This window comes from Paracoccus versutus (assembly GCF_029909795.1).
In the GTDB taxonomy this organism is placed as follows: domain Bacteria; phylum Pseudomonadota; class Alphaproteobacteria; order Rhodobacterales; family Rhodobacteraceae; genus Paracoccus; species Paracoccus versutus.
This window is the reverse complement of record NZ_CP038197.1, coordinates 2,323,269-2,347,480: the sequence shown is the minus strand read 5'-3', so window position 1 is coordinate 2,347,480 and position 24,212 is coordinate 2,323,269. Positions and strand designations below refer to the sequence as shown.

Annotated in this window: 22 protein-coding genes; 10 read left to right on the top strand and 12 right to left on the bottom strand. The window is 70.3% G+C overall.

The window, feature by feature from the left end; all coding sequences use genetic code 11:
- Nucleotides 1-9: 9 nt before the first annotated feature.
- The 6 genes from topA to E3U25_RS22890 all read right to left on the bottom strand — a co-directional run bounded on the left by topA (nt 10) and on the right by E3U25_RS22890 (nt 6,691).
- Nucleotides 10-2,565 carry a type I DNA topoisomerase gene (topA, locus tag E3U25_RS22915; protein WP_116222960.1) on the bottom strand — a complete coding sequence of 852 codons (2,556 nt, stop codon included), beginning with the start codon at nt 2,563-2,565 and terminating at the stop codon, nt 10-12.
- Between the two features lie 158 nt (nt 2,566-2,723).
- The gene (locus tag E3U25_RS22910; protein WP_072460976.1) at nt 2,724-3,560 is read right to left on the bottom strand and encodes a ferredoxin--NADP reductase; all 837 of its coding nucleotides are present in this window, start codon (nt 3,558-3,560) and stop codon (nt 2,724-2,726) included.
- Between the two features lie 55 nt (nt 3,561-3,615).
- Nucleotides 3,616-3,987, bottom strand: coding sequence for a DUF934 domain-containing protein (locus E3U25_RS22905; protein WP_116222961.1), 372 nt, complete (start codon nt 3,985-3,987; stop codon nt 3,616-3,618).
- The gene (locus tag E3U25_RS22900) at nt 3,984-4,715 is read right to left on the bottom strand and encodes a phosphoadenylyl-sulfate reductase (protein WP_036760210.1); all 732 of its coding nucleotides are present in this window, start codon (nt 4,713-4,715) and stop codon (nt 3,984-3,986) included. Before E3U25_RS22900 ends, E3U25_RS22905 begins: the two co-directional genes overlap by 4 nt.
- Nucleotides 4,708-6,372, bottom strand: coding sequence for a nitrite/sulfite reductase (locus tag E3U25_RS22895; protein WP_072460977.1), 1,665 nt, complete (start codon nt 6,370-6,372; stop codon nt 4,708-4,710). Before E3U25_RS22895 ends, E3U25_RS22900 begins: the two co-directional genes overlap by 8 nt.
- Nucleotides 6,365-6,691, bottom strand: coding sequence for a DUF2849 domain-containing protein (locus E3U25_RS22890; protein ID WP_036760214.1), 327 nt, complete (start codon nt 6,689-6,691; stop codon nt 6,365-6,367). The genes E3U25_RS22895 and E3U25_RS22890 overlap by 8 nt, the downstream gene beginning before the upstream one ends.
- A 122-nt stretch (nt 6,692-6,813) precedes the next feature.
- Here E3U25_RS22890 and E3U25_RS22885 point away from each other — a divergent pair, with 122 nt between their 5' ends.
- Nucleotides 6,814-7,296: an Lrp/AsnC family transcriptional regulator gene (locus tag E3U25_RS22885; protein ID WP_036760216.1), complete on the top strand. Its 483-nt coding sequence runs from the start codon at nt 6,814-6,816 to the stop codon at nt 7,294-7,296.
- 49 nt (nt 7,297-7,345) lie between these two features.
- On the opposite strand, the gene E3U25_RS22880 is transcribed toward E3U25_RS22885, so the two are convergent.
- The 5 genes from E3U25_RS22880 to E3U25_RS22860 form a co-directional block, all read right to left on the bottom strand.
- Complete coding sequence (locus E3U25_RS22880) at nt 7,346-8,449, bottom strand: pyridoxal phosphate-dependent aminotransferase (protein ID WP_116222962.1); 1,104 nt, start codon at nt 8,447-8,449, stop codon at nt 7,346-7,348.
- Between the two features lie 178 nt (nt 8,450-8,627).
- A complete protein-coding gene (locus E3U25_RS22875; protein WP_028713408.1) occupies nt 8,628-8,864 on the bottom strand; it encodes an Lrp/AsnC ligand binding domain-containing protein in 237 nt (78 codons plus the stop codon).
- A 31-nt stretch (nt 8,865-8,895) separates the two neighbouring features.
- Nucleotides 8,896-10,272, bottom strand: a complete 1,377-nt coding sequence (locus E3U25_RS22870) for an MATE family efflux transporter (protein WP_116222963.1) — start codon at nt 10,270-10,272, stop codon at nt 8,896-8,898.
- A 56-nt stretch (nt 10,273-10,328) separates the two neighbouring features.
- Nucleotides 10,329-10,979, bottom strand: coding sequence for a L,D-transpeptidase family protein (locus E3U25_RS22865; protein ID WP_116222964.1), 651 nt, complete (start codon nt 10,977-10,979; stop codon nt 10,329-10,331).
- Entirely contained in the window at nt 10,976-12,160 is a 1,185-nt protein-coding gene (locus E3U25_RS22860; protein WP_116222965.1) for a MalY/PatB family protein, read from the bottom strand. The genes E3U25_RS22865 and E3U25_RS22860 overlap by 4 nt, the downstream gene beginning before the upstream one ends.
- A 91-nt stretch (nt 12,161-12,251) precedes the next feature.
- On the opposite strand from E3U25_RS22860, the gene def (E3U25_RS22855) reads away from it, so the two are divergent.
- From def (E3U25_RS22855) to E3U25_RS22825, 7 genes are all read left to right on the top strand, one after another.
- Entirely contained in the window at nt 12,252-12,773 is a 522-nt protein-coding gene (def, locus tag E3U25_RS22855; protein WP_114534805.1) for a peptide deformylase, read from the top strand.
- On the top strand, nt 12,766-13,323 hold the full coding sequence (locus E3U25_RS22850; protein ID WP_116222966.1) for a peptide deformylase: 558 nt from the start codon (nt 12,766-12,768) through the stop codon (nt 13,321-13,323). The genes def (E3U25_RS22855) and E3U25_RS22850 overlap by 8 nt, the downstream gene beginning before the upstream one ends.
- 235 nt (nt 13,324-13,558) lie before the next feature.
- Nucleotides 13,559-14,059, top strand: coding sequence for a peptide deformylase (gene def, locus E3U25_RS22845; protein ID WP_116222967.1), 501 nt, complete (start codon nt 13,559-13,561; stop codon nt 14,057-14,059).
- A gap of 893 nt (nt 14,060-14,952) precedes the next feature.
- The gene (locus E3U25_RS22840; protein ID WP_072460982.1) at nt 14,953-16,590 is read left to right on the top strand and encodes an alpha/beta hydrolase; all 1,638 of its coding nucleotides are present in this window, start codon (nt 14,953-14,955) and stop codon (nt 16,588-16,590) included.
- Nucleotides 16,575-17,453, top strand: coding sequence for a dienelactone hydrolase family protein (locus E3U25_RS22835; RefSeq protein WP_116222968.1), 879 nt, complete (start codon nt 16,575-16,577; stop codon nt 17,451-17,453). Before E3U25_RS22840 ends, E3U25_RS22835 begins: the two co-directional genes overlap by 16 nt.
- A gap of 24 nt (nt 17,454-17,477) precedes the next feature.
- A complete protein-coding gene (fmt, locus tag E3U25_RS22830) occupies nt 17,478-18,371 on the top strand; it encodes a methionyl-tRNA formyltransferase (protein WP_116222969.1) in 894 nt (297 codons plus the stop codon).
- Nucleotides 18,372-18,565: 194 nt separating this feature from the next.
- On the top strand, nt 18,566-19,114 hold the full coding sequence (locus E3U25_RS22825) for an HdeD family acid-resistance protein (RefSeq protein ID WP_036760234.1): 549 nt from the start codon (nt 18,566-18,568) through the stop codon (nt 19,112-19,114).
- A gap of 40 nt (nt 19,115-19,154) precedes the next feature.
- On the opposite strand, the gene hrpB is transcribed toward E3U25_RS22825, so the two are convergent.
- Nucleotides 19,155-21,566 carry an ATP-dependent helicase HrpB gene (gene hrpB, locus E3U25_RS22820; protein ID WP_116222970.1) on the bottom strand — a complete coding sequence of 804 codons (2,412 nt, stop codon included), beginning with the start codon at nt 21,564-21,566 and terminating at the stop codon, nt 19,155-19,157.
- Between the two features lie 98 nt (nt 21,567-21,664).
- Between hrpB and E3U25_RS22815 the strand changes: the two genes are divergently transcribed.
- Together E3U25_RS22815 and E3U25_RS22810 are read left to right on the top strand one after the other, a co-directional pair.
- Nucleotides 21,665-23,032, top strand: coding sequence for a YcjX family GTP-binding protein (locus E3U25_RS22815; RefSeq protein WP_116222971.1), 1,368 nt, complete (start codon nt 21,665-21,667; stop codon nt 23,030-23,032).
- A gap of 9 nt (nt 23,033-23,041) precedes the next feature.
- On the top strand, nt 23,042-24,148 hold the full coding sequence (locus tag E3U25_RS22810; RefSeq protein WP_072460987.1) for a YcjF family protein: 1,107 nt from the start codon (nt 23,042-23,044) through the stop codon (nt 24,146-24,148).
- The last annotated feature ends 64 nt before the right edge of the window (nt 24,149-24,212 follow it).

Here is a 24,212-nt window from a genome sequence, read left to right as displayed (position 1 = left end):
CCGGGCGTCTTAGCCGGCCTTCTTCGCCTTGGCCGCAGCCGGCTTCCTGGCGGCGGTCTTCTTTTCGGCGGGCTTTTTCGCGGCAGCCTTCTTCGCCGGCTTCTTGCCGGATTTCGCGGCCTTCTCGGCAATCAGCTCCAGCGCGCGCTCCAGCGTGACCGCGCCGGGCTCCAGGTCGCGGGGCAGCGTCGCATTGACCTTGCCCCATTTGACATAGGGGCCATAGCGGCCACTCATCACCTGCACCGGCCCGCCCTCGGGGTGCTCGCCCAGTTCCGCCAGCGGCGCGGCGGCAGCCGCCCTGCCCCGCACCTGCTTCGAGGCCAGCACCTCGACCGCACGGTTCATGCCGATGGTGAAGACCTCGTCCACCTCCGGCAGGTTGGCGTATTTCGCGCCATGCTTCACATAGGGGCCATAGCGGCCGATCCCGGCCTCGACCGGCACGCCGTCTTCGGGGTGCGGGCCGATCTCGCGCGGCAGGGCCAGAAGCGCCAGCGCCCATTCCAGATCGACCGAGGCCAGGTCCCAGCCCTTGGGGATCGAGGCGCGCGGCGGCTTCGGCTGTTCGGCCGTGGCCTCGCCGCGCTGGACGTAAGGCCCGAAGCGGCCGTTCTTCAGGCTGATCTGGTCGCCATTGTCCACGCCGAGCACGGTGTCGCCCACCACCTCGGCATCCGGCGAGCTGATCGGACGGGTAAAGCGGCAATCGGGATAGTTCGTGCAGCCGATGAAGGCCCCGCCCGAACGCGCCGTCTTCAGATGCAGCCGCCCCTTGTGGCAGAGCGGGCATTCGCGCGGGTCCGAGCCGTCGGGACGCGGCGGGTAGAGATGCGGCGCCAGCGCCTCGTCGATCGCCTCCAGCACCTCGGTGATGCGCAGCTCGGACGTGCCCTCCAGCGCGGCGGTGAAATCCCGCCAGAAACGGCGCAGCACCTCGCGATAGGCGCGCTCGCCCGAGGAGATGTCGTCGAGCTCCCCCTCGAGATTGGCGGTGAAGTCGTAGCTGACATAGCGCGGGAAGTATTTCTGCAGGAAGATCGTGACCAGCCGGCCCTTGTCCTCGGGGATCAGGCGGTTCTGCTCCTTGCGGACATAGTCGCGGTCCTGGATCGTGCCGATGATCGAGGCATAGGTCGAGGGACGGCCGATCCCCAGCTCTTCCATGCGCTTGACCAGCGTGGCCTCGGTATAGCGCGGGGGGGCCTGGGTGAAATGCTGCTCGGGCGTGACCGCGCGCTTCTCGGCCGCCTCGCCCTCGTGAATCAGCGGCAGGCGGCGGCTGTCCTCGTCCTCCTCGTCGTCGCGGCCCTGGTCATAGACCCGCAGGAAACCGTCGAACAGCATCACCTGGCCGTTGGCGCGCAGGCCGACCTGGCCGTCGGCCGAGGCGATCTCGACCGTGGTGCGCTCCATGCGCGCCGATTCCATCTGGCTGGCGAGCGTCCGCTTCCAGATCAGGTCGTAAAGCGCCTTCTGGTCCTTGTCCGAAACCGGCAGCCTGTCGGGCGACAGCATCATGTCGGTCGGCCGGATGCATTCATGCGCCTCCTGCGCATTCTTGGCCTTGTTCTTGTACATGCGCGGCGATTTCGGCAGGTATTCCGCCCCGAAGCGCGCCTTGATCGCGTCGCGCGCCGCCATCACCGCCTCGGGCGCCATGTCGATGCCGTCGGTCCGCATATAGGTGATGTGCCCGGCCTCGTAGAGGCGCTGCGCCGCCGACATGCAGGCCCGCGCGCCAAGGCCCAGCTTGCGGCTGGCCTCCTGCTGCAGGGTCGAGGTCATGAAGGGCGGCCAGGGATTGCGGCTCGCCGGCTTGGCAGCGACGCTGGCGACCCTGAGATCGCGCGAGGCGATGGCGGCCACGGCCAGCTGCGCCTGCTCCTCGGTGGCGATGTCGAAGCGTTCCAGCTTCTTGCCGCCGAAGACGGTCATCGCCGCGTCGTATTCGTCGCCGCGCGGCGTCGCCAGCCGGGCATGGACCGACCAGTATTCGCGCGGCCTGAAGGCCTCGATCTCCATCTCGCGGTCGACGATGATGCGCAAGGCGACCGATTGCACCCGGCCCGCCGACTTGGCGCCCGGCAGCTTGCGCCACAGGACCGGCGACAGGTTGAAGCCGACCAGGTAGTCCAGCGCCCGGCGCGCCAGATAGGCATCCACCAGCGGCTGGTCGATCTGGCGCGGCCGCGCCATGGCCTCGGTCACGGCGGATTTGGTGATGGCGTTGAAGGTGACGCGGCTGACCTCGGCGCCCTTCCTCAGGGCCGGCGCCAGCGTTTCCAGCAGGTGCCAGGAAATCGCCTCGCCTTCGCGGTCGGGGTCGGTGGCCAGGATCAGGTTCGGGTCCGAGGCCAGCGCGTCCCGGATCGCCTTGACGTGCTTTTTCGATTCCGCGGCGACTTCCCATTTCATGGCGAAATCCGCCTCGGGATCGACGCTGCCATCCTTGGGCGGCAGGTCGCGCACATGCCCGAACGAGGCCAGAACCGTATAGTCGTCGCCCAGGTATTTGTTGATCGTTTTGGCCTTGGCCGGAGATTCAACGACGACGACGGGCATGAAGATTCCTTCGCTTGATTCGGCGCCGGAACATGGGCATCGCCCGGCGAACTGTCAACGCCGGGCTTCTTCCGTGTCCAAATATCCTGGGGGGAACGCCTCATGCGCCCCATCGGGGGGCGCCTGAGGCGTGGGGGGCAAAGCCCCCCGCGCGACGCTCAGATGCCGTCGCCCACGAAGGCCTTCTCGACCACGAACTCCTTGGGATCGCTGTTCGCGCCCTCGCGCAGGCCGAACCCTTCCAGCACCGCCTTGACATCGGTGTTGAAGGCCAGGCTGCCGCAGATCATGGCGCGGTCATTTGTCGCATCCATCGGCGGCAGGTTCAGATCCCGGAATACCTTGCCCGAGGTCAGGTTGTCGGTGATCCGGCCCATGTACTGCGTCTCTTCCCGCGTCGTCGTCGGGTAATACAGCAGCCGGCTGGCGAATTCCTCGCCGTAAAGCTCGCCCAGCAGCGGGTCGCGCTTCAGGTTCTCGACCAGTTCGCGGCCATAGGCCAGCTCGTCGGCGGTGCGGCAGGTATGCATCATCACCACCTGCTCGTAGCGCTCATAGGTCTCGGGGTCGCGCATCAGGCTGGCGAAGGGCGCGATGCCGGTCCCGGTGGCCAGGAACCACATGCGCTTGCCGGGCAGGAGCGCGTCCAGCACCAGCGTGCCCACGGGCTTGGGGCGCAGGATGATCTGGTCGCCCGGCTGGATGTTCTGCAGCCGCGAGGTCAGCGGCCCGTCCGGCACCTTGATCGAATAGAACTCCAGCTCCTCGTCCCAGTTGGGCGAGGCGATGGAATAGGCGCGCAGGATCGGCTTGCCGTTGTCGTCCGGCAGGCCGATCATCACGAATTCGCCCGAACGGAAGCGCAGGCTGGCCGGCCGCGTCACCCGGAACGAGAACAGCCGGTCCGTCCAGTGCCTGACCGAGGTCACGGTCTGGGCGTCAGGCAACGTCTTGGCGGGTTTGGCGGCAAGGTCCACGGAAAGATCCAGTGTCATGTTCGGGATTCCCGGTCTATCTAATGCATGGGAGGGCGGGGCGAAACCCCAGGTTTCAGCCGGCGAGCCGCGACCGATGGTCCCAGTCGCGCCAATCGGCGCGATAGAGCCATTGGTCCTGCGGCTGGCGCTCGGCCAGGGCGGCGGTGATCTGCACCTCGTCGAAGCCGACGCGGCGGGCCATGGCATATTGGTCCGAGATCAGCTTGCCGACCGCGCGCAGCCGGCCCTTGTAGCCCTTCTGGCGCAGGAGGCGGGCCAGCGAAAAGCCGCGCCCGTCGGTCATGGCCGGGAAGTCGATGGCGATCAGGTCATGCGCCAGATAGGCCTCGAGATCGGCCGGCTTCGTATCGGGCGCCAGGGTGACGGGCTCGGCTCCGTCATGGGGGTGGAAGCCGTCATCGCGGACCAGAAAGAAATCGCTCATGCCTTCGCTCCTGTGCGGACCATGCGCCCGCCGATGAAATGGATGCCGCATTCGGTCTTCTGGCTGCCCCGCCAGCGGCCGGCGCGCGGGTCTTCGCCGGGCTTGACCGGCGAGGTGCAGGGCGCGCAGCCGATCGAGGCATAGCCCCTGGCGACCAGCGGGTGACGCGGCAGGTTGTTCTCGGCCATGTAGTCCTGAACGTCCTGCGGACGCCAATGGGCCAGCGGGTTGATGCGCAGCCGCGACGGCGGCTCGGATTCGAAGAACTCCAGCTGCTGGCGCTCGCCGCCCTGGAAGCGCTTGCGGCCGGTGATCCAGGCATCGAACCTTGCCAGCTCGCGTTCCAGCGGCACGGTCTTGCGGAAATCGCAGCAGGCGTCGGTGTTGAACTGGTGCAGCGTCCCGTCCGGGTCGTTCAGCGCCACCTCGCGCTCGGTGGCGCGGATCACCCGCACATCGGTCAGCTTCAGCCTTTCCGTCACCTCAAGCTGATAGTCCAGCGTCTCCTGGAACAGCATCATCGTGTCGATGAACAGCACCGGCGTCCCCGGCGCCACCACCGAGACCATGTGCAACAGCACCACCGATTCCGCCCCGAAAGACGAGACCAGCGTGGTCGAGCCCAGGTCGGGGTCGCGCAGCGCACGCCGCAGCACCTCGGTCGCGGCGTGATGGCGATAGCGGTCGTTCAGCCGCGCGGCGCGGGCATCCAGCGTCTGATCAAGCATCGGCCGGATACAGCGCCGCCTTGAACGGAGCCACCCCCAGACGGCGATAGGCGTCGATGAAGCGTTCCTCGGGCGATTCGCGCAGTTCCAGATAGGCATCGACCAGCCGGTCGATGGCCGGCACCACCTCGTCGGCCGGGAAGCCGGCACCGGCGCGCTGGCCCAGCGTCGGGGTCTCGTAGCCGTCGCCGCCCAGCGTGATCTGGTAGTTCTCGACCCCCGCCCGGTCCAGGCCCAGGATGCCGATATGGCCCAGGTGGTGATGGCCGCAGGCGTTGATGCAGCCCGAGATGCGGATCTTCATCTCGCCGATCTCGTCCTCCAGGCCGCGGGCGCGGAAATGCGCGGCGATGTCCTGCGCGATCGGGATCGAGCGCGCGGTGGCCAGGGTGCAGTAGTCCATGCCCGGGCAAGAGATGATGTCGGTGATCTTGCCGAAATTCGCCGTGGCCAGCCCGACCGCGCGCAACGCCTCGTAGATCTCGGGCAGGTCGGCCTTGCGCACATGGGGCAGGACCAGGTTCTGGTCGTGGTTCACCCGGATGTCGCCATGGGCCAGCCGCTCGGCCAGGTCGGCCACCAGCCGCATCTGGTCGGCGCTCATGTCGCCCGGCGTGGCACCCGGCGCCTTCAGCGTGACGATGACGCTGGCATAGCCCGGAATGCGGTGCGGATGCAGGTTGGTGTCGGTCCAGGACCGGAAGGCGCCGTTCGCCGCCCGCGCCGCCTCATAGCCCTCGACCGGGGCGTCGAGAAATTCCGGCGGCGCGAACTGGGCGCGCAGGTCGTTCAGGATCTCCTGATCCAGCCCCGAGAACTGCTGGCGGCGGTGCTTGAACTCTTCCTCGACATCGGCGCGGAACACGTCAAGACCGCGCTCGTTCACGGTGATCTTGATCCGTGCCTTCCACTTGTTGTCGCGCCGCCCGGTCAGGTTGTAGACCGACAGGATCGCCTCCAGATAGGGCAGCAGGTCGGCCTGCGGCAGGAATTCGCGGATCACCTGGCCCAGGTAGGGCGTGCGGCCCAGCCCGCCGCCGACCCAGACCTGGAAGCCGCGCTGGCCGTCCTTCTCGACGATGCGCAGCCCGATGTCATAGGCCGAGACCGCCGAGCGGTCCTGCTTGCCGGCCGAGACCGAGATCTTGAACTTGCGCGGCAGGAACTGGAATTCGGCATGGTCGGTGGACCAGATGCGGATCAGCTCGGCCCAGGGGCGCGGATCCTCCAGCTCGTCGGCGGCGGCGCCGGCAAAGGCGTCGGCATTGACGTTGCGGATGGTGTTGCCCGAGGTCTGGATGCTGTGGATGCCGACCGAATTCAGCGCCTCCATGGAATCGGGGATGTCGACCAGCTTGTGCCAGTGGAACTGGATATTGGTGCGGGTGGTGAAATGGCCATAGCCGCGGTCCCAGCGCTCGGCCACATGGCCCAGCATGCGCATCTGGTCCGGGGTCAGCGCGCCATAGGGGATCGCCACCCGGTACATGTAGGAATGCAGCTGCAGGTAGACGCCGTTCTTCAGCCGCAGCGGCCGGAATTCCTCTTCGGTCAGGCTGCCGTCCAGGCGGCGCTCGACCTGGCGGCGGAACTGCTGGGTGCGGTGGCGCAGGTATTCGCGATGCTGGTCGTTGTGCTGGGGACGTGCGTCAAACATTGCTGGCCTCGAACTCGGCTTGCTTGAAATGGCGATGGGTGGGGCCGCTGCGGCGGAACGCCTCGCGGAAATGGGCCGGCTCGGGCCGGCCGTCGGCCCCACGCTTCGCTTCGATCAGATAGGGGCCGACGACGAGATGGGCCTGAGAGGTCGCGTCGAGCAGCGCCAGCTCGGCGATGGCCTCGTCCTCGAACAGCTCGGCCTCGCGCGGGTCTGCGGTCCACTTGCCGTCACGCATCCACACGCAATGGCCCATGCGCAGGTCATTCGCGGTGATGACGCCGGGGGTCGCGGGGGATGGGGTGAAGCCTTTGGACATGGCCTTTGCCTTTCGTTTCCTCTGGCATCTATATAGAAAAAAATCCCCCATATTGACGAGTGGGGCGAAAAAATAAGAAACATCTCCGCATGTCAGCGGCACAGCAAGGACCAGGTTTCACGATGAGCGACAACAGGCAAACTCCCATCCGGCTCGACGACACCGACCGCAAAATCCTGTCCCTGCTGCAAGAGGACGCCACGCTGTCGCTCGATGACATCGCGGCGCGGGTGGGGGCCTCGAAGACCCCGGTCTGGAACCGGATTCGCAAGCTGCGCGAGGCGGGGGTGATCCGCGGCCAGGTGGCCCTGCTCGACCCCGATGCGCTGGGGCTCGACGCCTGCTTCTTCGTGCTGATCCGCACCAGCGAACACGACCCGGAATGGGCGCGCCGCTTCCTGGCCGCGGTGCGCGCCCGCCCCGAGGTGATCGAGGCGCACCGGCTGGCCGGCGACATCGACTATATCCTGAAGGTGCGGGTGCGCAATGCGCGGGCCTATGACCGCTTCTACCAGGCGCTGATTTCCGAGGTGAGGATCCACAACGTCACGGCGCTTCTCTCGATGGAGGAGCTGAAGGCGACCACGGCGCTACCCCTCGACTGACCGGCGCGAGCGGCGCGGCCGCGGGAGTATTTTCAGAACGGAGAAACGCTCAGCACAGCGCCCCAAGCGCCCTGGGCAGGGCCTCGGCCAGGGCGGCCATCTCCGGCTCCGGGCCGCAGGAGACGCGGATACAGCGATCCATCGGCGCGACGCCCGGCATGCGCACGAAGATGCCCTCCTGCGCCAGCGCCTCCAGCAGGGCGCGGGCGAAGGCGCCGTCGCGGCCGCAGTCGATGGCGACGAAATTCGTGGCCGAGGGCAGCGCCGCCAGCCCGTTCTCGCGCGCGATCGCGGCGATCCGCGCGCGGGCGGCGGCGGTTTCGGCCAGGACATGGGCCAGCCAGTCCGCGTCCCCCAGCGCGGCCAGAGCGCCGGCCTGGGCGATGCGGCCGATGCCGAAATGGTTGCGGATGCGGTCGAAGCCGGCGATCAGCTCCGCCGGGCCGATGGCATAGCCGATCCGCGCCCCCGCCATGGCATGGGCCTTGGAAAAGGTGCGGAACCGGATCACCCGCCCGTCCTCGGCGTCGATGCGGGGGATGGCGTCGGAGGGGGCGAATTCGGCATAGGCCTCGTCCAGCACCAGCAGGCTCGTCTCGGGCAGGGCGTCCAGCATGGCCTCGATGCGGCGGCCGGGATGCCAGCTGCCCATCGGGTTGTCCGGGTTCGCCAGATAGACCAGCCGCGCGCCATGGCGATGCGCGGCCGCGGCCAGCGCCTCGGGGTCTTCGGCATCGTCGCGATAAGGCACCTTGACCAGCCGGCCGCCAAAGCCCGCCACGTGATAGTTGAAGGTCGGATAGGCGCCGTCCGAACTGACCACCACCTCGCCCGGCGCCACCATCAGCCGCACGAGCAGCCCCAGGAGACCGTCGATCCCCTCGCCGACCATGATGTTCTCGGGCCCGACGCCGTGATGCGCGGCCAGCGCATGGCGCAGGTCGTGGCTGTCGGGGTCGCCGTATTTCCAGACCTCCGCCGCCGCCCGCGCCATGGCCGCCACCGCCTGGGGCGAGGGGCCGAAGCCGTTCTCGTTGGCGCCCAGCCGGGCGCGGAAGGGCGCGCCGCGGCGCCGCTCCAGCGCCTCGGGGCCGGTGAAGGGGACCGTCGCCGGCAGCGCGGCGGGAATGGGGGCAAAGCGAAAGCGCGTCATGGCGCCACAGAAACCCCAAACCCCGCCCCCGCGCAAGGGCGCGCCCGCCTGCCGGCTTCTTTCGTGTTCAAATATCCTGGGGGGCGAGGAGCGCCCGGAAAAAGGTCCGCCGGACCTTTTTCAGCGACGAGCGGGGCGAAGCCCCATGGTGCCGCAGGCGCGGCGGCGCCAAGACTCGCTAGAACGCCTTGAAGGTGATCGTCGTCAGCGTCCGCACGATATGCGGGATGTCGAACAGCTTTTCGGACAGGTAATGACCGACATCCTGGTCCTCGGGCACATAGATCTTGGCCAGAAGGTCGTAATCGCCCGAGGTCGAGTAAAGCTCGCTGACGATCTCGCGGTCATAGATCGCGTCGGCGACCTCGTAGGTCTTGCCGGGCGAACAACGGAACTGGACGAAAACCGGGCGCATGGCGAACCTCTCGATCTCTTGCGGCGCCAGACTAGACCGCGCGCGCCTCGCGGGTCCAGTCCCCGCGCGCAAGCCCGCGCCAGAAGCGGCGCATCAGCAGCACCGCGGCCAGGCTGAGGCCCGCGACCAGCCCCAGCCACAAGCCGGCCGGGCCGATCCCGGCGACGAAGGCCAGCCCGTAGGCCACCGGGATGCCGACCAGCCAATAGCTGACCGCCGCGATCACCATGGGCACGCGCGTGTCCTGCACCCCGCGCAGCAGCCCCAGCCCGATCACCTGCATCGCATCCATCAGCTGGAACAGCCCGGCATAGAACAGCAGCCCCGCCGCGATCTCGACGATGGCCGGGGTCTCGGGGTGGGAGGCGTCCAGGTAAAGCCCGACCAGCTGGCGCGGGAACAGCTCGAAAGCCGCCACCGCCAGCGCGGCGATCACCACCGAGACCGCCGTCACCGTCACCCCCGCGTCGCGCATCCAGCGGGCGTCGCCGCGGCCCTTGGCCTGGCCGATGCGCACCGTGGCCGCGTTCGACATGCCCAGGTGCAGCATGAAGGTCAGCGAGGCGAGCTGCAGCGCGATCCCGTGCGCCGCCAGCTCGCGCGTGCCGATCCAGCCCATCATCACGTTCGAGCCGACGAAAAGCCCGCCCTCGGCCACCATGGTCAGCCCGATCGGCAGGCCCAGCACGAAGACCGCCCGCATCCCCGCCCAGTCGGGGCGCCAGAATCGCCGGAACAGCTGGTATTTGCGCGCGGCCGGCAGCCAGGCCGCATAGGCGGCGATCGCCAGAAGCTGCGAAAACTGCACCGCGATGGCGGCGATGGCGGCGCCGCGCACCCCCAGTTCCGGCGCGCCCAGATTGCCGAAGATCAGCAGCCAGTTCAGCACGATCACCAGCGGCAGCCCCGCCAGCGTGATCCACAGCACCACCTGCGGCCGCTCCATCGCCGCCAGGTAGCTGTTCAGCGTCAGCTGGCACAGCACGGCGATCAGGCCGAAGCCGGCGATGCGCAGGTAGTCCTGCGCCAGCCGCGCCACCACCGGCTCCTGCCCGATGGCCAGCAGGATCGGCTCGGAATGCCACATGGCCGGGACCACCGCCACGGCGAAGGCCAAAGACAGCCACAGCGCCATCCGGGCCGAGCGGCGCACCTCGACCTCGTCGCCCCGCGCGATGGCGGTGGCGATCAGCCCCATGACGCCGATGCCGAAGCCCATGCCCAGGAAGAACAGGATGTTGAAGAAGGACACCGCGATGACCAGCGCCGCCAGTTCCTCGACCCCATACCAGCCGACCATGACGGTATCGGCGACATGGATGGCCATGCGGGCCAGGTGGCTGCCGACCAGCGGCAGGCCGAGCGCGAGCGTCGCGCGCAGATGGGGGGCGTAGCGATTGGACGTCATGCCCCTGCCTTATCCTTGGGCAAGGGCTGCGGCAAGGCGTCGCGCCGGGTCGCGTCTCAGGGCCGGATCTCGACCTCGGTGCCGATGCGGGCATGGGCGAAGATCTCGGCGATCTCGGCATTGTCGACGGCGATGCAGCCGGCGGTCCAGTCGCCCTTGACCCGAAACCCCTCGGGCACCTGGTTCGGCTGGCCGTGGATCATGATGTCGCCGCCGGGGCTGACGCCCAGGGCGCGCGCCGCCTCGCGGTGGCGGGGCTGCGGATAGTCGATGCCCAGCGACAGGTGATAGGCGCTTTGCCGGTTCAGCCGGTCGATGCGAAAGATGCCCTCGGGCGTGCGGCCGTCGCCCTCGCGGCTCTTGTCGCCCTGGGGTGAAAAGCCCAGCGCGATGCGAAAGGTCCGGGGCGGGCCGCTTTCCTGATACACCGTCATGCGGCGGGCGGATTTCTCGACCAGGATGCGCTCGACCGGCGAGGCGATGGGCGCATCCGGCCGCAGGGGCGGGCGTTGGAAGATCGGCGGCAGCGCGATGCGCGGCAGCCGGAACTCGGGCAGGCGCAGATCGGGCAGGCGCGGCCAGTGCCAGCCCGCCGCCGGCGGCTGCGGCACCGGGACGGGCGCGGGCTGCGGCGCCCAAAGCAGCCACAGCCCCCCAAGGACCGCCGCCAGGCACAGCGCCGAGAAGATCCCGCCCAGCCGCCTCATTGCAGGTCGCGGAACGCCTCTTGCAGCCGCGCCACCGCCTCGGCCACGCGGGCGCGGGGCGTGGCGATGTTGAAGCGCAGGAAGTCCTCGCCCCCCGTGCCGAAGGTGCCGCCGTGGTTCGCGGCGATACGCGCGCCCTGCTCGACCCGCCGGGTGAACTCGGCCCGCTCCATGCCGGTGCCCGAGAAATCGACCCAGGCCAGGTAGGTCGCCTGCAGCGGCATCGAGCGGATGCCGGGGATCGCGTTCACGCCCTCGTCGAACAGCCGCCGGTTGCCGTCCAGATAGGCCACCAGCGCATCGACCCAGGCCGCGCCCTCGGGCGAATAGGCGGCGGCGACCATGCCCGGCCCGAACAGGCCGGGCGAGATGCCCAGCGCCATCAGCCGGCCCTGCAGGCGCTTGCGCAGCCCCTCGTCGGCGACAATCAGGTTGCCGATATGGGCGCCGGCGATGTTGAAGGTCTTGGTGGCGGCGGTCAGCGTCACCAGCCGCGGCGCGGCCTCGGGCGCGACGGTCGCCAGCACGCGATGGCGCGGGCTGCCGGGCATGACCAGGTCGTGGTGGATCTCGTCCGAGACCAGGATCAGGTCATGGGCGGCGCAGAAATCAGCGACCTGGCGCAGTTCCTCGGCGCTCCAGACCCTTCCGCCGGGGTTATGCGGCGAACACAGGATCAGCATCCGCTCGCGCCCGGTCAGCAGGCGCTGCCAGCCCTCCCAGTCCATGCGATACTGGCCGTCCTGGAGGGCCAGCGGGAACTCGGCCACCTCGCGGCCCGAGGCGCGGATGACGCGGGCGAAGGCGTGATAGACCGGGGTCATGACGATCACCCGGTCGCCCGGCTGGGTGAAGGCATCGACGCAGATCGCCGTGCCGTTCACCAGCCCATGCGCCGAGAGGATCCACTCCGGCTCGACCTGCCAGCCGTGGCGGCTGTCCATCCACCAGCGGATCGCCCCGACATAGTCCGGGTTGGCGCCGGGATAGCCATAGATCCCATGCGCGGCCATCGCCTCGACCGCGCGCTGCACCGGGGCCGGCGGGCGGAAGTCCATGTCCGCGACCCACATCGCAATCCCGTCGCCGGGCGAGACGCCGTAGATCGCCTGCATGTCGTCCCATTTCGAGCAATGGGTGCCGGTGCGGTCGATGATCTCGTCGAAATCGGGCTGGGCCATGGTTTCCCCTTGTTTTCCGTTCGGGCGCTTTCTGTTCGGGGCAGCATAGCGGCTTGTTGCGCAAGGCCAAGGCTTGCCCTAGATCACGGGCATGACATTGCGCAGCATCATCCTCCATCCCGATCCGCGGCTGAAGAAGCCCTGCGAGCCCGTGGCCCGCATCACCCCCGAGATCGAGACCCTGGCCGCAGACATGCTGGCCACCATGTACGACGCGCCGGGCGTGGGCCTGGCCGCGCCGCAGGTGGGCGTGCTGTCGCGGCTTTACGTCATGGATTGCGAAAAGGATCCCGAGGCGCCGCGCAACCCCATCGTCATGGTCAACCCCGAGATCACCTGGCGTTCCGAGGCGCTGAACACCTATGAGGAGGGCTGCCTGTCGATTCCCGAGCAATATGCCGACGTGACCCGCCCGGCCGAGGTCAAGGTGCGCTGGCTGGGCCTGGACGGCAAGACGCATGAGCGCGATTTCGAGGGGCTCTGGGCCACCTGCGCCCAGCACGAGATCGACCACCTCGACGGCAAGCTGTTCATCGACTATCTCGGCCCGATCAAGCGGCAGATGATCACCCGCAAGATGGTCAAGCTGAAACGCGAGCGCGCGCGTGCCTGAGCCCCTGTCGGGCGAGGATGCCGCGCAGGCGTCCCAGGGCCCCGATCCGGCCCGGCTTGCCGCGCAGGGGCGCATCCGCCCGATCCTGATCCACCCCGACCCGGCGCTGCGCCGCATCTGCGCGCCGGTCGGGCGGCTGGGCTGGGACGAGGTCTCGCAGCTGGCGGCCGACCTGCTGGCGACCATGTATCACGCCGGCGGCCGCGGCCTTGCCGCGCCGCAGATCGGCGAGGGCTGGCGCATCTTCGTCATGGACCACGGCTGGAAGGAGGGCACCCCCCTGCCCCGCGTGGTCATGGACCCCGAGATCCTGGCCCTGGGCGGCGAGGTCGAGACGATCGAGGAAGCCTGCCTCTCGATCCCCGGCCGGCCGGTCGCGGTGACGCGGCCGGTCACGATCTCGATGCGCTGCTTCGACCTGGCGGGGGCGATGCAGGTCCTGACCCTGGCCGGGATCGAGGCCCGCATCGCCCAGCACGAGGCCGATCACCTGGACGGCCGGCTGATCCTCGATACGCTGGAAGGCCCCGAGGATTCCGGCGTGCGCTGAGCCATCCCGTCGGGCGCCAGGCCGGGGCAGACCGCCGGGCGGCGCTGTTCATGCTCTCCGAAATCCCGTGCCTTCCCGCCGGGCCTGGCCGGCCGTTGGCGCTTGCCCATGCGCGACGGCACGAACCTGACGGCCGCCGATGGCCGGCCCATGCCCGGCACGGGCAGCGCTCGGCCGGATTTACCTTCGCCCGCCGCCGTGATAGCCGGGCGGGCATTCCTGACAAGGCCGCCCGATGACCGTCCGCCCCCTCCTGCCCTATGCCGACCGCCGGCTGCACATCCCGGCCGAGCCGGTCCCCGCGATCACCGAGACCGTGCGGATGATCTGGGACGACATGATCGACACGATGGAGGCGATGCCCGGCGTCGGCCTGGCCGCGCCGCAGATCGGCATCATGCAGCGGCTGGCGGTGGTGGACGCATCCGAAAAGCGCGGCCAGGCGGTGCGCATGGCCAATCCCGAGATCCTGCACGCCAGCGTGCAATTGCGCCCGCATGAGGAAGCCAGCCCGAACCTGCCCGGCGTCTCGGCCCGGATCGAGCGGCCGCGCGCCGTCACCGTGCGCTTCCTGAACGCCCAGGGCGAGATCGAGGAACGGGATTTCGTCGGCCTCTGGGCGACCTCGGTGCAGCACCAGATCGACCATCTGGACGGACGGCTTTATGTCGATCACCTCTCGCCCCTGCGCCGCAAGATGCTGGTGGCGAAATCGGCCAAGCTGTCGCGGCGATGACGAAGGCGTGGGGCGGGCTGCACCCCGCTGCGCCCCGCTTCGGGCGTGGGAATGCCTGCAAGGCCGCATGAATATTGGGAAACGGTGAAGACGCCTTGCAGCGCCCCGCGCGTGGCGGCTCCGGGTGGGCGAAGAACGGTCGGCGCTGATCCATGGGCTTCGCCAGCTGGTGAAGGCGGTTCTGGGCTTCGGTCGTATCGGGCTCGACCCTGAGGCTGATCCCTGTCCTGGAGGAACCCCCTCTCTGACCCCATATTTCATTCTGCCTGAGACGATTGACTGGTGATTGGTCCTCGCAAGTCGAAGGCGGGGCGGTCGGATCACCCCGGCCGCCATTTTCTTTTCCAGCGCAGCTTCCCGCCGCGACGCCGATCCAGCAGGCGAAGATCGGCACGGCCGCGCTTGTCGGTCGTGTTGCAAGCGGCGACAGCCTCCCACCACCTGCAGGGCCCCGCGCGTGTTCGGGCGGTGCTGGGGTGGGCTGGGCCCTTGCGCATCCTTTTCAACGCTCGGGAATAGTGTGCGGCCGGATGAGTATTTGTGGAACGAAGAAACACAGGCCCGTGCCATGGTTCGCGCGACCGCCCTTCTTTCCGTTTTCCAAATACCCAGGCGACGCTTCGCTGGGGCGCGGCCGCCGCCGTTGGACGGGGACGGTGCCCTGTGCCCGTGCGGCAGGCGCGCGGGTGCCGGCGCCCCGTAGCGCCAGCCGGAAACGGGAACCCGCTGGCGAAGGGAAGCGCTTTTCTTTGCCGCGGCCCGCCCTTAACCTTGGCCCGGAACGGAGGGGCGGGGCGGGCCGTCCGGCAGAGCCCGGCCCCTTCCCGCGGTCGTTGCCGCCGAAACCCGCCCGCCGCCGCCGCGGGCCCAGCCCCAGGGACGCCAGGCCAGAGATGTTTTCCGTGCTGCCCCTTCTTGCCGGCCTGCTGTTCATGGCCGCCTCGCTCACGCCCTCGCTAATCCCGCGGGACTGGCTGATGCAAGGGGTGCTGGCCGGGGTGTCGATGGCGGCGGGCTATGTCATGACCCAGTTCCTGCTGGCGCTGTGGCGCGCGCTGGAGCTGCCGGTGCTGCGGGGCCGGCCGGCGCGCATCGCCCATGCCGTCCTGGCGGTGCCGGTGCTGGTGCTGCTGGGGCGCGGGGTGATCCTGTCGGGCGCATGGCAGAACAGCATCCGCGCCCGCATGGGCATGCCGGATCTGGAGGTCAACAACACCGCCAAGATGCTGGCCCTGGCGCTGGCGGTCTTTCTGGTGCTTTTCGTGACCGGCAAGGCGATCCAGGCGCTGTTCGACCTGCTGCGGCTGCGGCTGGCGCGCTATATCCCGGTGCGCAGCGCCAATGTGCTGGGCCTGCTGCTGGCGGTGCTGATCGTGGTGACGCTGACCCGCGACGGGGTGGTGAACGGGGCGATGCGCATCGCCGACAGCTCCTATGCCGCGGCCCAGCACCTGACCGACCCCAGCGTGCCGCCGCCCGCCGAGCCCTGGCAGCCCGGCTCGGCCGCCTCCGGCATCGACTGGGAGCTGATGGGCAAGCCGGGGCGCGACTTCGTGCTGGGCGGCCCGCGCGCCCGCGCCATCTCGGGCTTTACCGGCCGCCCGGCCAAGGAGCCGCTGCGCATCTATGTCGGCCTGGCCCAGGACAAGGATCCCCAGGCCCGCGCCCAGGCGGCGCTGGACGAGATGCTGCGCGTGGGCGCCTTCGACCGCAAGGTGCTGGTGCTGGCCAGCCCCACCGGCACCGGCTGGATGGACCCCGCCAGCTACGACGCGCTGGAATACATGCATGGCGGCGACGTGGCGACGGTGGCGGTGCAATATTCCTATCTGCAAAGCCCGCTGGCCCTGATCTTCGAGACCGAATCCGGCCTCGACCAGACCACGGCGCTGATGCGCGCGGTCTATGAGCATTGGCGCCACCTGCCCCCGGACCGCCGGCCGCGCCTGTATCTGCACGGCATCTCGCTGGGCGCCTGGTCCTCGATGTATGCCTTCAACCCGTTCCAGATGATGAACGAGCCGGTGGCGGGCGCCTTCTGGGTGGGCCCGCCCTTTACCTCGACCCTGTGGCGGCAGGCCAATGGCGCGCGCCAGCCCGGCAGCCGCTTCGTCCTGCCCGAGCTGGATGAGGGCGAGGTGATCCGCTATGCCAGCCAATATGCGCCGCCCGACCGCTCGGGCCGGCCCTGGGGGCGGCTGCGCATCCTGTTCCTGCAATATGCCAGCGACCCGATCGTGTTCTACGACCCCGCCTCGCTGTGGCGGGCGCCGGAATGGATGCACGAGGCGCCGGCGCCCGACGTCTCGCCCCGGCTGCGCTTCACCCCGGTGGTGACGCAGCTGCAGCTGGCGGTGGACATGCTGGTCTCGACCTCGGCGCCGCCGGGCTTCGGCCACAGCTATCACGCCCGCGACTATATCGACGGCTGGGTCGCCGTCACCGCGCCCGAGGGCTGGACGGCCGCCGACAGCGAAAGGCTCAAGGCGATCTGCGGCCAGGAGGGCAGGCTCGGATGCGCAAACGGCTGATCCTGGCGCTGGCGCTGCCGGCGCTGGTGGCCCTGGCGCTGGGGCTGAACACGGCGCGCAACTATGCCGGCTGGCAGCCCGCGACCGAGACCCCGGCCGAGCGGTTGGCCCGGCTGAAGCCGCATTGGCACATCCTGCGGCCGGATGGCCCCGGCCCGCATCCCGCCGCGGTGCTGCTGTCGGGCTGCGACGGGGTGCATGACAACATGGACTATTGGGCGCGGCAGTTCCTGGCCATGGGCCGGGCGGCGCTGATCCTGGACAGCCACGCGCCGCGGCTTCTGGACAAGGCGCAGGCCTGGCGCGCGCTTTGTGCCGGGCAGGTGCTGCCGGGGGCCGAGCGCGCCGGAGACCTGGCCGTGGCGCTGGCCGCGCTGCGCGAGATGCCGGGCATCGACGGCTCGGACGTGGCGCTGCTTGGCGCCTCGCATGGCGGCTGGACGGCGATGGAGCTGCTGCGCGCGCTGGGCGAAGGCGAGCCGCCGCCCGGCCTGACCGCCTGGCCCGCGCCGCCCGGCAGCCTTGCCGCGCAGCTTGGCCCGGTCGTGCTGCTTTATCCCTATTGCGGCTTGCTGAACGGCGCGGCCAAGGGGCCCTGGCCCGGCCATGTGCGGGGGCTGATGCTGCTGGCCGAACTGGATTCGATCACCGATTCCGCCGATTGCCGCCGGATGGCCGAGGATCTGGTCGCCCAGGGCGCGCATCTGGCCGTCACCACCTATCCCGCCGTCAACCACGGCTTCGACCAGCGCGAACGCTCGTCGCTGTCGCCGCTGGAGTTCGACGCGCAGGCGCGGGCGCGGGCCACCCGCGACATCCGCGCCTTCATGCAGGGTTTTGCCGCGCCCGCGACCGGGATATGAGACCCCGACACAAGGAGGGCAGCGATGCGCGTCATCTTCATGGGCACACCCGATTTCTCGGTCCCGGCGCTGCGGGCCGTCGCCGCGCGGCACCAGGTCGTCGCGGTCTATTCCCAGCCGCCGCGCGCGGCCGGGCGCGGGCAGAAGCCGCGCCCCTCGCCCGTGCATCGCGCCGCCGAGGAGCTGGGCCTGCCCGTGCGCACGCCCGAGCGACTGAAATCGCCGCAGGAGCAGGCGGATTTCGCCGCCCTGGCCGCCGATGTGGCGGTGGTGGTGGCCTATGGGCTGATCCTGCCGCCGCCGGTGCTGGCGGCGCCGCGCCTGGGCTGCCTGAACATCCACGCCTCGCTTCTGCCGCGCTGGCGCGGGGCGGCACCGATCCATCGCGCCATCATGGCCGGCGATGCCGAGACCGGCGTCGCCATCATGCAGATGGAGGCGGGGCTGGATACCGGCCCGGTCCTGGCCGAGGCGCGCACCTCCATCGGCCCCGAGGACACCACCGCCGACCTGCACGACCGGCTGGCCGAGATGGGCGCGGCGCTGATCGCCCGGACGCTGGACCGCCTGCCCCTGCCCGCCCGGCCGCAGCCGGCCGAGGGCGTGACCTATGCGCAAAAGATCGGCAAGGCCGAGGCGCGGATCGACTGGAGCCAGCCGGCCGAAGCCGTGGACCGGCGGATCCGCGGCCTTTCGCCCTTTCCCGGCGCCTGGTGCGTGGTCGGCGACGAACGGGTGAAGCTGCTGCGCTCGCGCCTTGCCGCCGGGTCTGGCGTGCCGGGCCAGGTGCTGTCGGGCTTCACCATCGCCTGCGGCGAGGGCGCGGTCGAGGTGCTGGAGGCGCAGCGCGAGGGCAAGCGCCCGATGCCCGCGGCCGAGATCCTGCGCGGCATGAGCCTGCCCCCATGTCTCGGCTGAAGGCCCCGCCTTGCTGAAGGCCCCTCGCTGGTGGCCTCTCGCTGATGGCATTGTAGCAAATTCGCCACAACTTTCGGTTGCTGAAACGCGCGCAGGCCGTTTCGCGCAACCCCATGTTAACCTTTCCCCGTCAGACCGGGTCCGAGGCTTTCGATCCGGCGATCCTGAGAAGGGTCTGAAAGGGGACGACTATCATGGAAAACCTGATCCGGGTGATGGCCGATCATTGGTGGGTGCCGCTCTTGCGCGGCATCGCGGCGATCCTGTTCGGCCTGATGGCGCTAATCTGGCCGGGGCTGACCGTCTATGCCCTGCTGCTGGTCTTTGGCGCCTATGCGATCTTCGACGGGGTGATGGCGATCGTCATGGCCTTCCGGCGCAGGCCCGCGGACGACCGCTGGTGGGCCTGGGCGCTGGACGGCGCGCTGTCCGTCGCCATCGGCCTGATGGCGCTGTTCTGGCCCGAGGCGACGGCGCTGGCCTTCATCATCTGGATGGCCGCCTGGGGCGTGGTCGCCGGCATCTTTCGCATCATCGCCGCGATCCGGCTGCGGCACGAGATCGAGGGCGAATGGGCGCTGGGGCTCAGCGGGCTCTTGCTGGTGGTCTGGGGCGTGCTGCTGGCGCTGGTGCCGGCGGCGGGACTTCTGGGCATCGCCTGGCTGATCGGCCTGTTCGCGCTGCTGATCGGCGGGGCGATGATCGTGCTGGCCTTGCGGCTCAAGGGGCTGAAGGCGGTCTAGCTTGCCCGGCCGCAGGGGTATTTGGGGAACAGAGAAATGATCAGGTTCCGCGCGGCTTGGCGCGGGTGGTCGGGTCGGCCTCCAGCGGGTCTTCCGGCCAGGGGTGGCGCGGGTAGCGGCCGCGCATGTCCTTCCTGACATCGCCGTAGCCGCCGGCCCAGAAGCCCGGCAGGTCGGTCGTCACCGCGACGGGCTTGCCGCCGGGCGAGAGCATGGTGATGCGCAGCGGCCGGTTGCCGACGACCGGGTGGCGCGCGAGGCCGAACAGCTCTTGCAGCTTCAGTTCGATCGAGGGGGTTTCGTGGTCGTAGTCGATGGGCACCTTGCGGCCGAGCGGCGTGACGAAATGCGCCGGCGCCGCCTGGTCCAGCCGGCGCTGGCCGTCCCAGCCGATGCGCGCCTTCAGCGCCTCGGTCAGGTCCAGCCCGCGCAGGTCGGAAAGCGTCCGCACCTTGCCCAGCCAGGGCAGCAGCCAGTCGGGATCGGCGAGCAGGCTTTCGTCATCGACCGGGCCGAGTTCCGGGATCAGCGCGATCCGCGCCCGCAGCCGCGCGGCGCCTGGCGTCCAGTTCAGCCCGTTCGCCCGCAGCCCCTCGAATGCGGCGCGGGCCAGCGCCTGCGGGTCGGGGTCGTCCAGCGCCCGGTCGGCCAGCACCAGCGCGCCGAAGCGCTCCTGGCGGCGGGCAAGGATGCGGCCCTCGCGCCGCGACCATTCCACCAGCGCGACGGTCTCGATGCGGCCGGGGAAGAGGGCGCGGATCTCGTCCTCGGTCACGGCGGCGGCCATGCGGATGCGCGCCTCGCGCGTATCGCCGTCGAGGTCGGTGGCGACGATCAGCCGCTGCGCCGCCAGCGCGTCGCCCTCGGGCAGCGCGGCACCCTTGCCGCCCGACAGCACGTAGCGCGGTTGCTCGCCCTTGCGGCGCAGGCCGATGCGGTCGGGATAGGCCAGCGCCGCCATGGCGCCCGGCGAGAGGCCCGCGCCCTCGGCTGCCATGCGGCGCAGGCGCTTGGCCTCGTCGCGGATGCGATGCAGCGTGGCGGGGTTGGCCGGCCAGGGATGGCGGTCCTGATAGGCGCGCAGGTCGCGGATCGCCGCCAGGCGCAGGGCCAGGTCGGCGGGGGCGCCGGTCAGCGGGTCGCGCTCGGCCATCAGCGCGGCGAGGTCGGCGGCGTCGCGCCCCGCCGTGACCAGCATGTGCCCCAGCCGCGGATGCAGCGGCAGCGGCGCCAGGCGCCGGCCATGGTCGGTGATGCGGTTGCCCGCGTCCAAGGCGCCGAGGTCGCGCAAGAGCGCCCGCGCCTCGGAAAGCGCGGCCTCGGGCGGCGGGGTCAGGAAGGCCAGGTCGCGCCCGTCCGAGCCCCAGATCGCCAGCTCCAGCGCCAGCCCGGCGAGGTCGGCCACGGCGATCTCGGGCGGGGCGAATGCGGGCAGCGCGCCCTCCTCGGCCCGCGCCCACATCCGATAGCAGATGCCCGGCGCGACCCGGCCGGCGCGGCCGCGGCGCTGTTCTGCCTCGGCGCGGCTGACGCGTTCCGTCACCAGACGCGACATGCCCGAGCCGGGATCGAAGCGCGCCCGCCGCGCCCGGCCGGCATCGACCACCACCTTCACGTCGGGAATGGTCAGCGAGGTTTCCGCGATCGCGGTCGCCAGCACGATCCGCCGCCGCCCGCCGCCCTGGGGCTGCAAGGCCGCGCGCTGCGCCTTGAAATCCATCGCGCCGTAAAGCGGCAAGACCTCGGCCGGGACGTCCAGCATGGCCTGCACCCGGCGGATCTCGCCCTCGCCGGGCAGGAAGGCCAGGATGGTGCCGCCGATGTCGCGCGTCGCCGCCTCGGCATCCGTGATCAGCCGCGCCGCCTCGGGCACCAGCCGGGCGCCGGCGGGCAGCGGGCGGGAAAGCCAGCGCGTCTCGACCGGAAAGGCCCGGCCCTCGGAGCGGATGACCGGCGCCGCGTCCATCAGCGCCGCGACCGGCTCGGCGTCCAGCGTCGCCGACATGACCAGCAGCGCCAGGTCGGGGCGCAGCGCCTGCCGCGCTTCCCAGGCCAGGGCCAGGCCCAGGTCGGCATTCAGGCTGCGTTCGTGGAATTCGTCGAAGATCACGCAGCCGACGCCGGAAAGCTCGGGGTCGGACTGGATCATCCGGGTCAGGATGCCCTCGGTCACGACCTCGATGCGGTTGCCCGGCACCGCCTCGCCGCGGATGCGATAGCCGACGGTGCGGCCCAGGGGCTCGCCCAGCGTCTCGGCCATGCGCTCGGCCGCGGCGCGGGCGGCCAGGCGGCGCGGCTCCAGCATGAGGATGCGGCCGGTGACGACGGGCAGCAGCGCCAGGGGGACGCGGGTGGTCTTGCCCGCGCCGGGCGGCGCCATCAGCACCGCGCGGCCATGGGCGGCCAGCGCGGCGGTCAGTTCGGGCAATACGGCGTCGATGGGCAGTTGCATTCGCGCCTTATGGCAAAGCGCCGCCCAGGCGAAAAGACCTGCCCCTACACATCCGCCGCCGGCCTGCCTATCTTGACCCGGCCAAAGCGAGGGACGGAATGGGTATCGCCGACGATCTGATGCAGGGCCTGGGCATGTCCGACCCGGTGCTGCGGCTTGGGGTGACGGGACTGTCGCGGGCGGGCAAAACCGTGTTCATCACCTCGCTGGTGGCGAACCTTCTGGACCGCGGCCGGATGGCGGCGCTGCGGGCGGCGGCCGACGGCTCGCTCAAGGCGGCGTGGCTGCAGCCGCAGCCCGACGACACCGTGCCGCGATTCGACTATGAGCGCCACCTGGCCGCCATGACCGGCCCCGACCCGCATTGGCCCGAGGGCACGCGCCATGTCAGCCAGCTGCGCCTGTCCCTGCGGGTGCAGCCGCGCGGGCTGATCGCCGGCTGGCGCGGCCAGCAGGTGCTGCATCTCGACATCGTCGACTATCCGGGCGAGTGGCTCCTGGACCTGCGGCTGATGGAAAAGGACTTCGACCAATGGTCGCAGGAGGTGCTGGACCGCATGGCCGGCCGCCCCGGCGCCGAGACCTTCCGCGCCGCGCTGGCCGCGACCGATCCGGGGCGCTTCGACGAGACCGCCGCGCAGGCGCTGGCCGCGGCCTATACGAGCCACCTGCACCGGGCACGCGACGCGGGCTGGTCGGATTGCACCCCCGGCCGCTTCCTGATGCCGGGGGAGCTGGAGGGCTCGCCGGCGCTGACCTTCACACCGCTGCCGCATGAGATGCGGGCGACGCCCCTGGGGCGCGAGTTCGCGCGCCGCTTCGGGGCCTACAAGGCGCGGGTGGTGAAGCCCTTCTTCCGCGACCATTTCGCCCGCATCGACCGACAGGTGGTGCTGATGGACGTGCTGGGCGCGATCCATGCCGGGCCGCCGGCGGTCGAGGACATGCGCCGCGCCATGGCCGACATCCTGGGCGCCTTTCGCCCCGGCCGGGCGGGGTGGCTGGCGCAGCTTCTGGGCGCGCGCCGGGTGGGGCGCATCCTGTTCGCCGCGACCAAGGCCGATCATTTGCACCACATCCAGCATCCGCGCCTGACCGCGATCACCGCCGCCATGCTGCGCGAGGCGCGCGACCGCGCCGATTTCTCCGGCGCGCGGACCGAGGCCATGTCCGTCGCCTCGCTGCGCACCACCACCGAGGAGATGATCCGCCAGGACGGCGAGGAACTGCCCGCGGTGCGCGGCACGCTGATGGACGGGCGGCAGGCGGCCTTCTATCCGGGCGAGCTGCCGGCCAATCCGGCCGAGCTCTTGGTGCCGGCAAGCCAGGGCGCGGCGCGCTGGCTGGACGGCGACTATGCGATCATGGATTTCGCCCCGGCGCCGGGCACGCTGCGGCCGGGCGACGGGCCGCCGCATATCCGGCTGGACCGCGCGGCCGAGTTCCTGATCGGCGACAGGCTATAGGAGGGCGCCATGGCTGAACCCCCGAAACGGCGCGGGCCGGTGCTGATGGAGATGGGCGGGCCACCCGAACCGGCCGAGCCGCCCCGCCCCCAGCCCGCCCAAGCCGGCCAGCGCGACCGCAAGGCGCCGCGCGCCGAGTGGCGCGAGGGCGAACCCGCGCCCTCGCCCGCCGATGCGCCGATGATCGACGACGGGCTGCCGCCCCTGCCGCAGCCGCGCACCATGCAGCTGGTGGCGCGGCTGGTCGGGCGCGGGCCGTCGCGGCTGACGCGGTTCTTCATCAATACCGGGGTGGCGCTGTTCACCTTCCTTTTGTCGGTGGCGGCGCTGCGCTATCTGACCGACCTGCTGAACAGCTATCCGCTGCTGGGCTGGATCGGCATCGCGCTGATGGTGCTGTTCTGCCTGGCCGCCCTAGGCATGGCCTGGCGCGAATACCGCGCCTGGTCGCGCTTTGCCGCCATCGACGGCATCAACCGCGCGGCCGGGGCGGCGCTGGCCTCGGGCGACCTGAAGGCCGCGCAGCATGTGGTGGCGCGGATGGAGGGCCTGTATCGCGCCCGACCCGAGCTGGAATGGGGGCTCGGCCGCCTGCGCGAGCGCAAGGGCGACGCCTATGACGCCGAGACGCTGATCGCCCTGGCCGAAACCGAGCTGCTGGCCGCCCTGGACCAGCAGGCCCGGCGCGAGATCGAGGCCGCCGCCCGCACCGTCGCCGCCGCGACCGCGCTGATCCCGCTGGCGCTGGCCGACGTCATCGCGGCGCTGGCGGCGAACCTGCGCATGATCCGCCGCATGGCCGAGATCTATGGCGGCCGCGCCGGCGCCGTCGGCGGCTGGCGGCTGGCGCGCACGGTGATGACGCATCTGATCGCCACCGGCGCGGTCGCGGCCGGCGACGACCTGATCCATACCGTCGCCGGCGGGGGCCTGCTCGCCAAGGTCTCGAAGCGCTTCGGCGAGGGGGTGGTGAACGGCGCGCTGACCGCCCGCGTCGGCATCGCGGCGATGGAGGTCTGCCGGCCGCTGCCCTTCCTGCACCAGCCCCGGCCCCGCGTCGGCAACCTGATCGCGCGCGGGCTGAAGGGGCTGTTTGGCGAGGAAGAGGCGAAATAGCTGCGGATTGCACCGCCGCATGGGTATTTGGGCAACGAAGAAGCCAAGGTTCTTTCCATGCCGC

Bases quoted from the DNA above. Each gene is read 5' to 3' on its own strand.
- fmt (WP_116222969.1), top strand. From the start codon at position 17,478: ATGCGCGTCATCTTCATGGGCACACCCGATTTCTCGGTCCCGGCGCTG.
- E3U25_RS22885 (WP_036760216.1), top strand. From the start codon at position 6,814: ATGAGCGACAACAGGCAAACTCCCATCCGGCTCGACGACACCGACCGC.
- E3U25_RS22890 (WP_036760214.1), bottom strand. From the start codon at position 6,691: ATGTCCAAAGGCTTCACCCCATCCCCCGCGACCCCCGGCGTCATCACC.
- E3U25_RS22870 (WP_116222963.1), bottom strand. From the start codon at position 10,272: ATGACGTCCAATCGCTACGCCCCCCATCTGCGCGCGACGCTCGCGCTC.
- E3U25_RS22865 (WP_116222964.1), bottom strand. From the start codon at position 10,979: ATGAGGCGGCTGGGCGGGATCTTCTCGGCGCTGTGCCTGGCGGCGGTC.
- E3U25_RS22900 (WP_036760210.1), bottom strand. From the start codon at position 4,715: ATGCTTGATCAGACGCTGGATGCCCGCGCCGCGCGGCTGAACGACCGC.
- E3U25_RS22835 (WP_116222968.1), top strand. From the start codon at position 16,575: ATGCGCAAACGGCTGATCCTGGCGCTGGCGCTGCCGGCGCTGGTGGCC.
- E3U25_RS22880 (WP_116222962.1), bottom strand. From the start codon at position 8,449: ATGACGCGCTTTCGCTTTGCCCCCATTCCCGCCGCGCTGCCGGCGACG.
- E3U25_RS22905 (WP_116222961.1), bottom strand. From the start codon at position 3,987: ATGAGCGATTTCTTTCTGGTCCGCGATGACGGCTTCCACCCCCATGAC.
- E3U25_RS22895 (WP_072460977.1), bottom strand. From the start codon at position 6,372: ATGTTTGACGCACGTCCCCAGCACAACGACCAGCATCGCGAATACCTG.
- E3U25_RS22840 (WP_072460982.1), top strand. From the start codon at position 14,953: ATGTTTTCCGTGCTGCCCCTTCTTGCCGGCCTGCTGTTCATGGCCGCC.
- def (WP_116222967.1), top strand. From the start codon at position 13,559: ATGACCGTCCGCCCCCTCCTGCCCTATGCCGACCGCCGGCTGCACATC.
- E3U25_RS22810 (WP_072460987.1), top strand. From the start codon at position 23,042: ATGGCTGAACCCCCGAAACGGCGCGGGCCGGTGCTGATGGAGATGGGC.
- E3U25_RS22875 (WP_028713408.1), bottom strand. From the start codon at position 8,864: ATGCGCCCGGTTTTCGTCCAGTTCCGTTGTTCGCCCGGCAAGACCTAC.
- E3U25_RS22815 (WP_116222971.1), top strand. From the start codon at position 21,665: ATGGGTATCGCCGACGATCTGATGCAGGGCCTGGGCATGTCCGACCCG.
- E3U25_RS22825 (WP_036760234.1), top strand. From the start codon at position 18,566: ATGGAAAACCTGATCCGGGTGATGGCCGATCATTGGTGGGTGCCGCTC.
- E3U25_RS22860 (WP_116222965.1), bottom strand. From the start codon at position 12,160: ATGGCCCAGCCCGATTTCGACGAGATCATCGACCGCACCGGCACCCAT.
- hrpB (WP_116222970.1), bottom strand. From the start codon at position 21,566: ATGCAACTGCCCATCGACGCCGTATTGCCCGAACTGACCGCCGCGCTG.
- E3U25_RS22910 (WP_072460976.1), bottom strand. From the start codon at position 3,560: ATGACACTGGATCTTTCCGTGGACCTTGCCGCCAAACCCGCCAAGACG.
- topA (WP_116222960.1), bottom strand. From the start codon at position 2,565: ATGCCCGTCGTCGTCGTTGAATCTCCGGCCAAGGCCAAAACGATCAAC.
- def (WP_114534805.1), top strand. From the start codon at position 12,252: ATGACATTGCGCAGCATCATCCTCCATCCCGATCCGCGGCTGAAGAAG.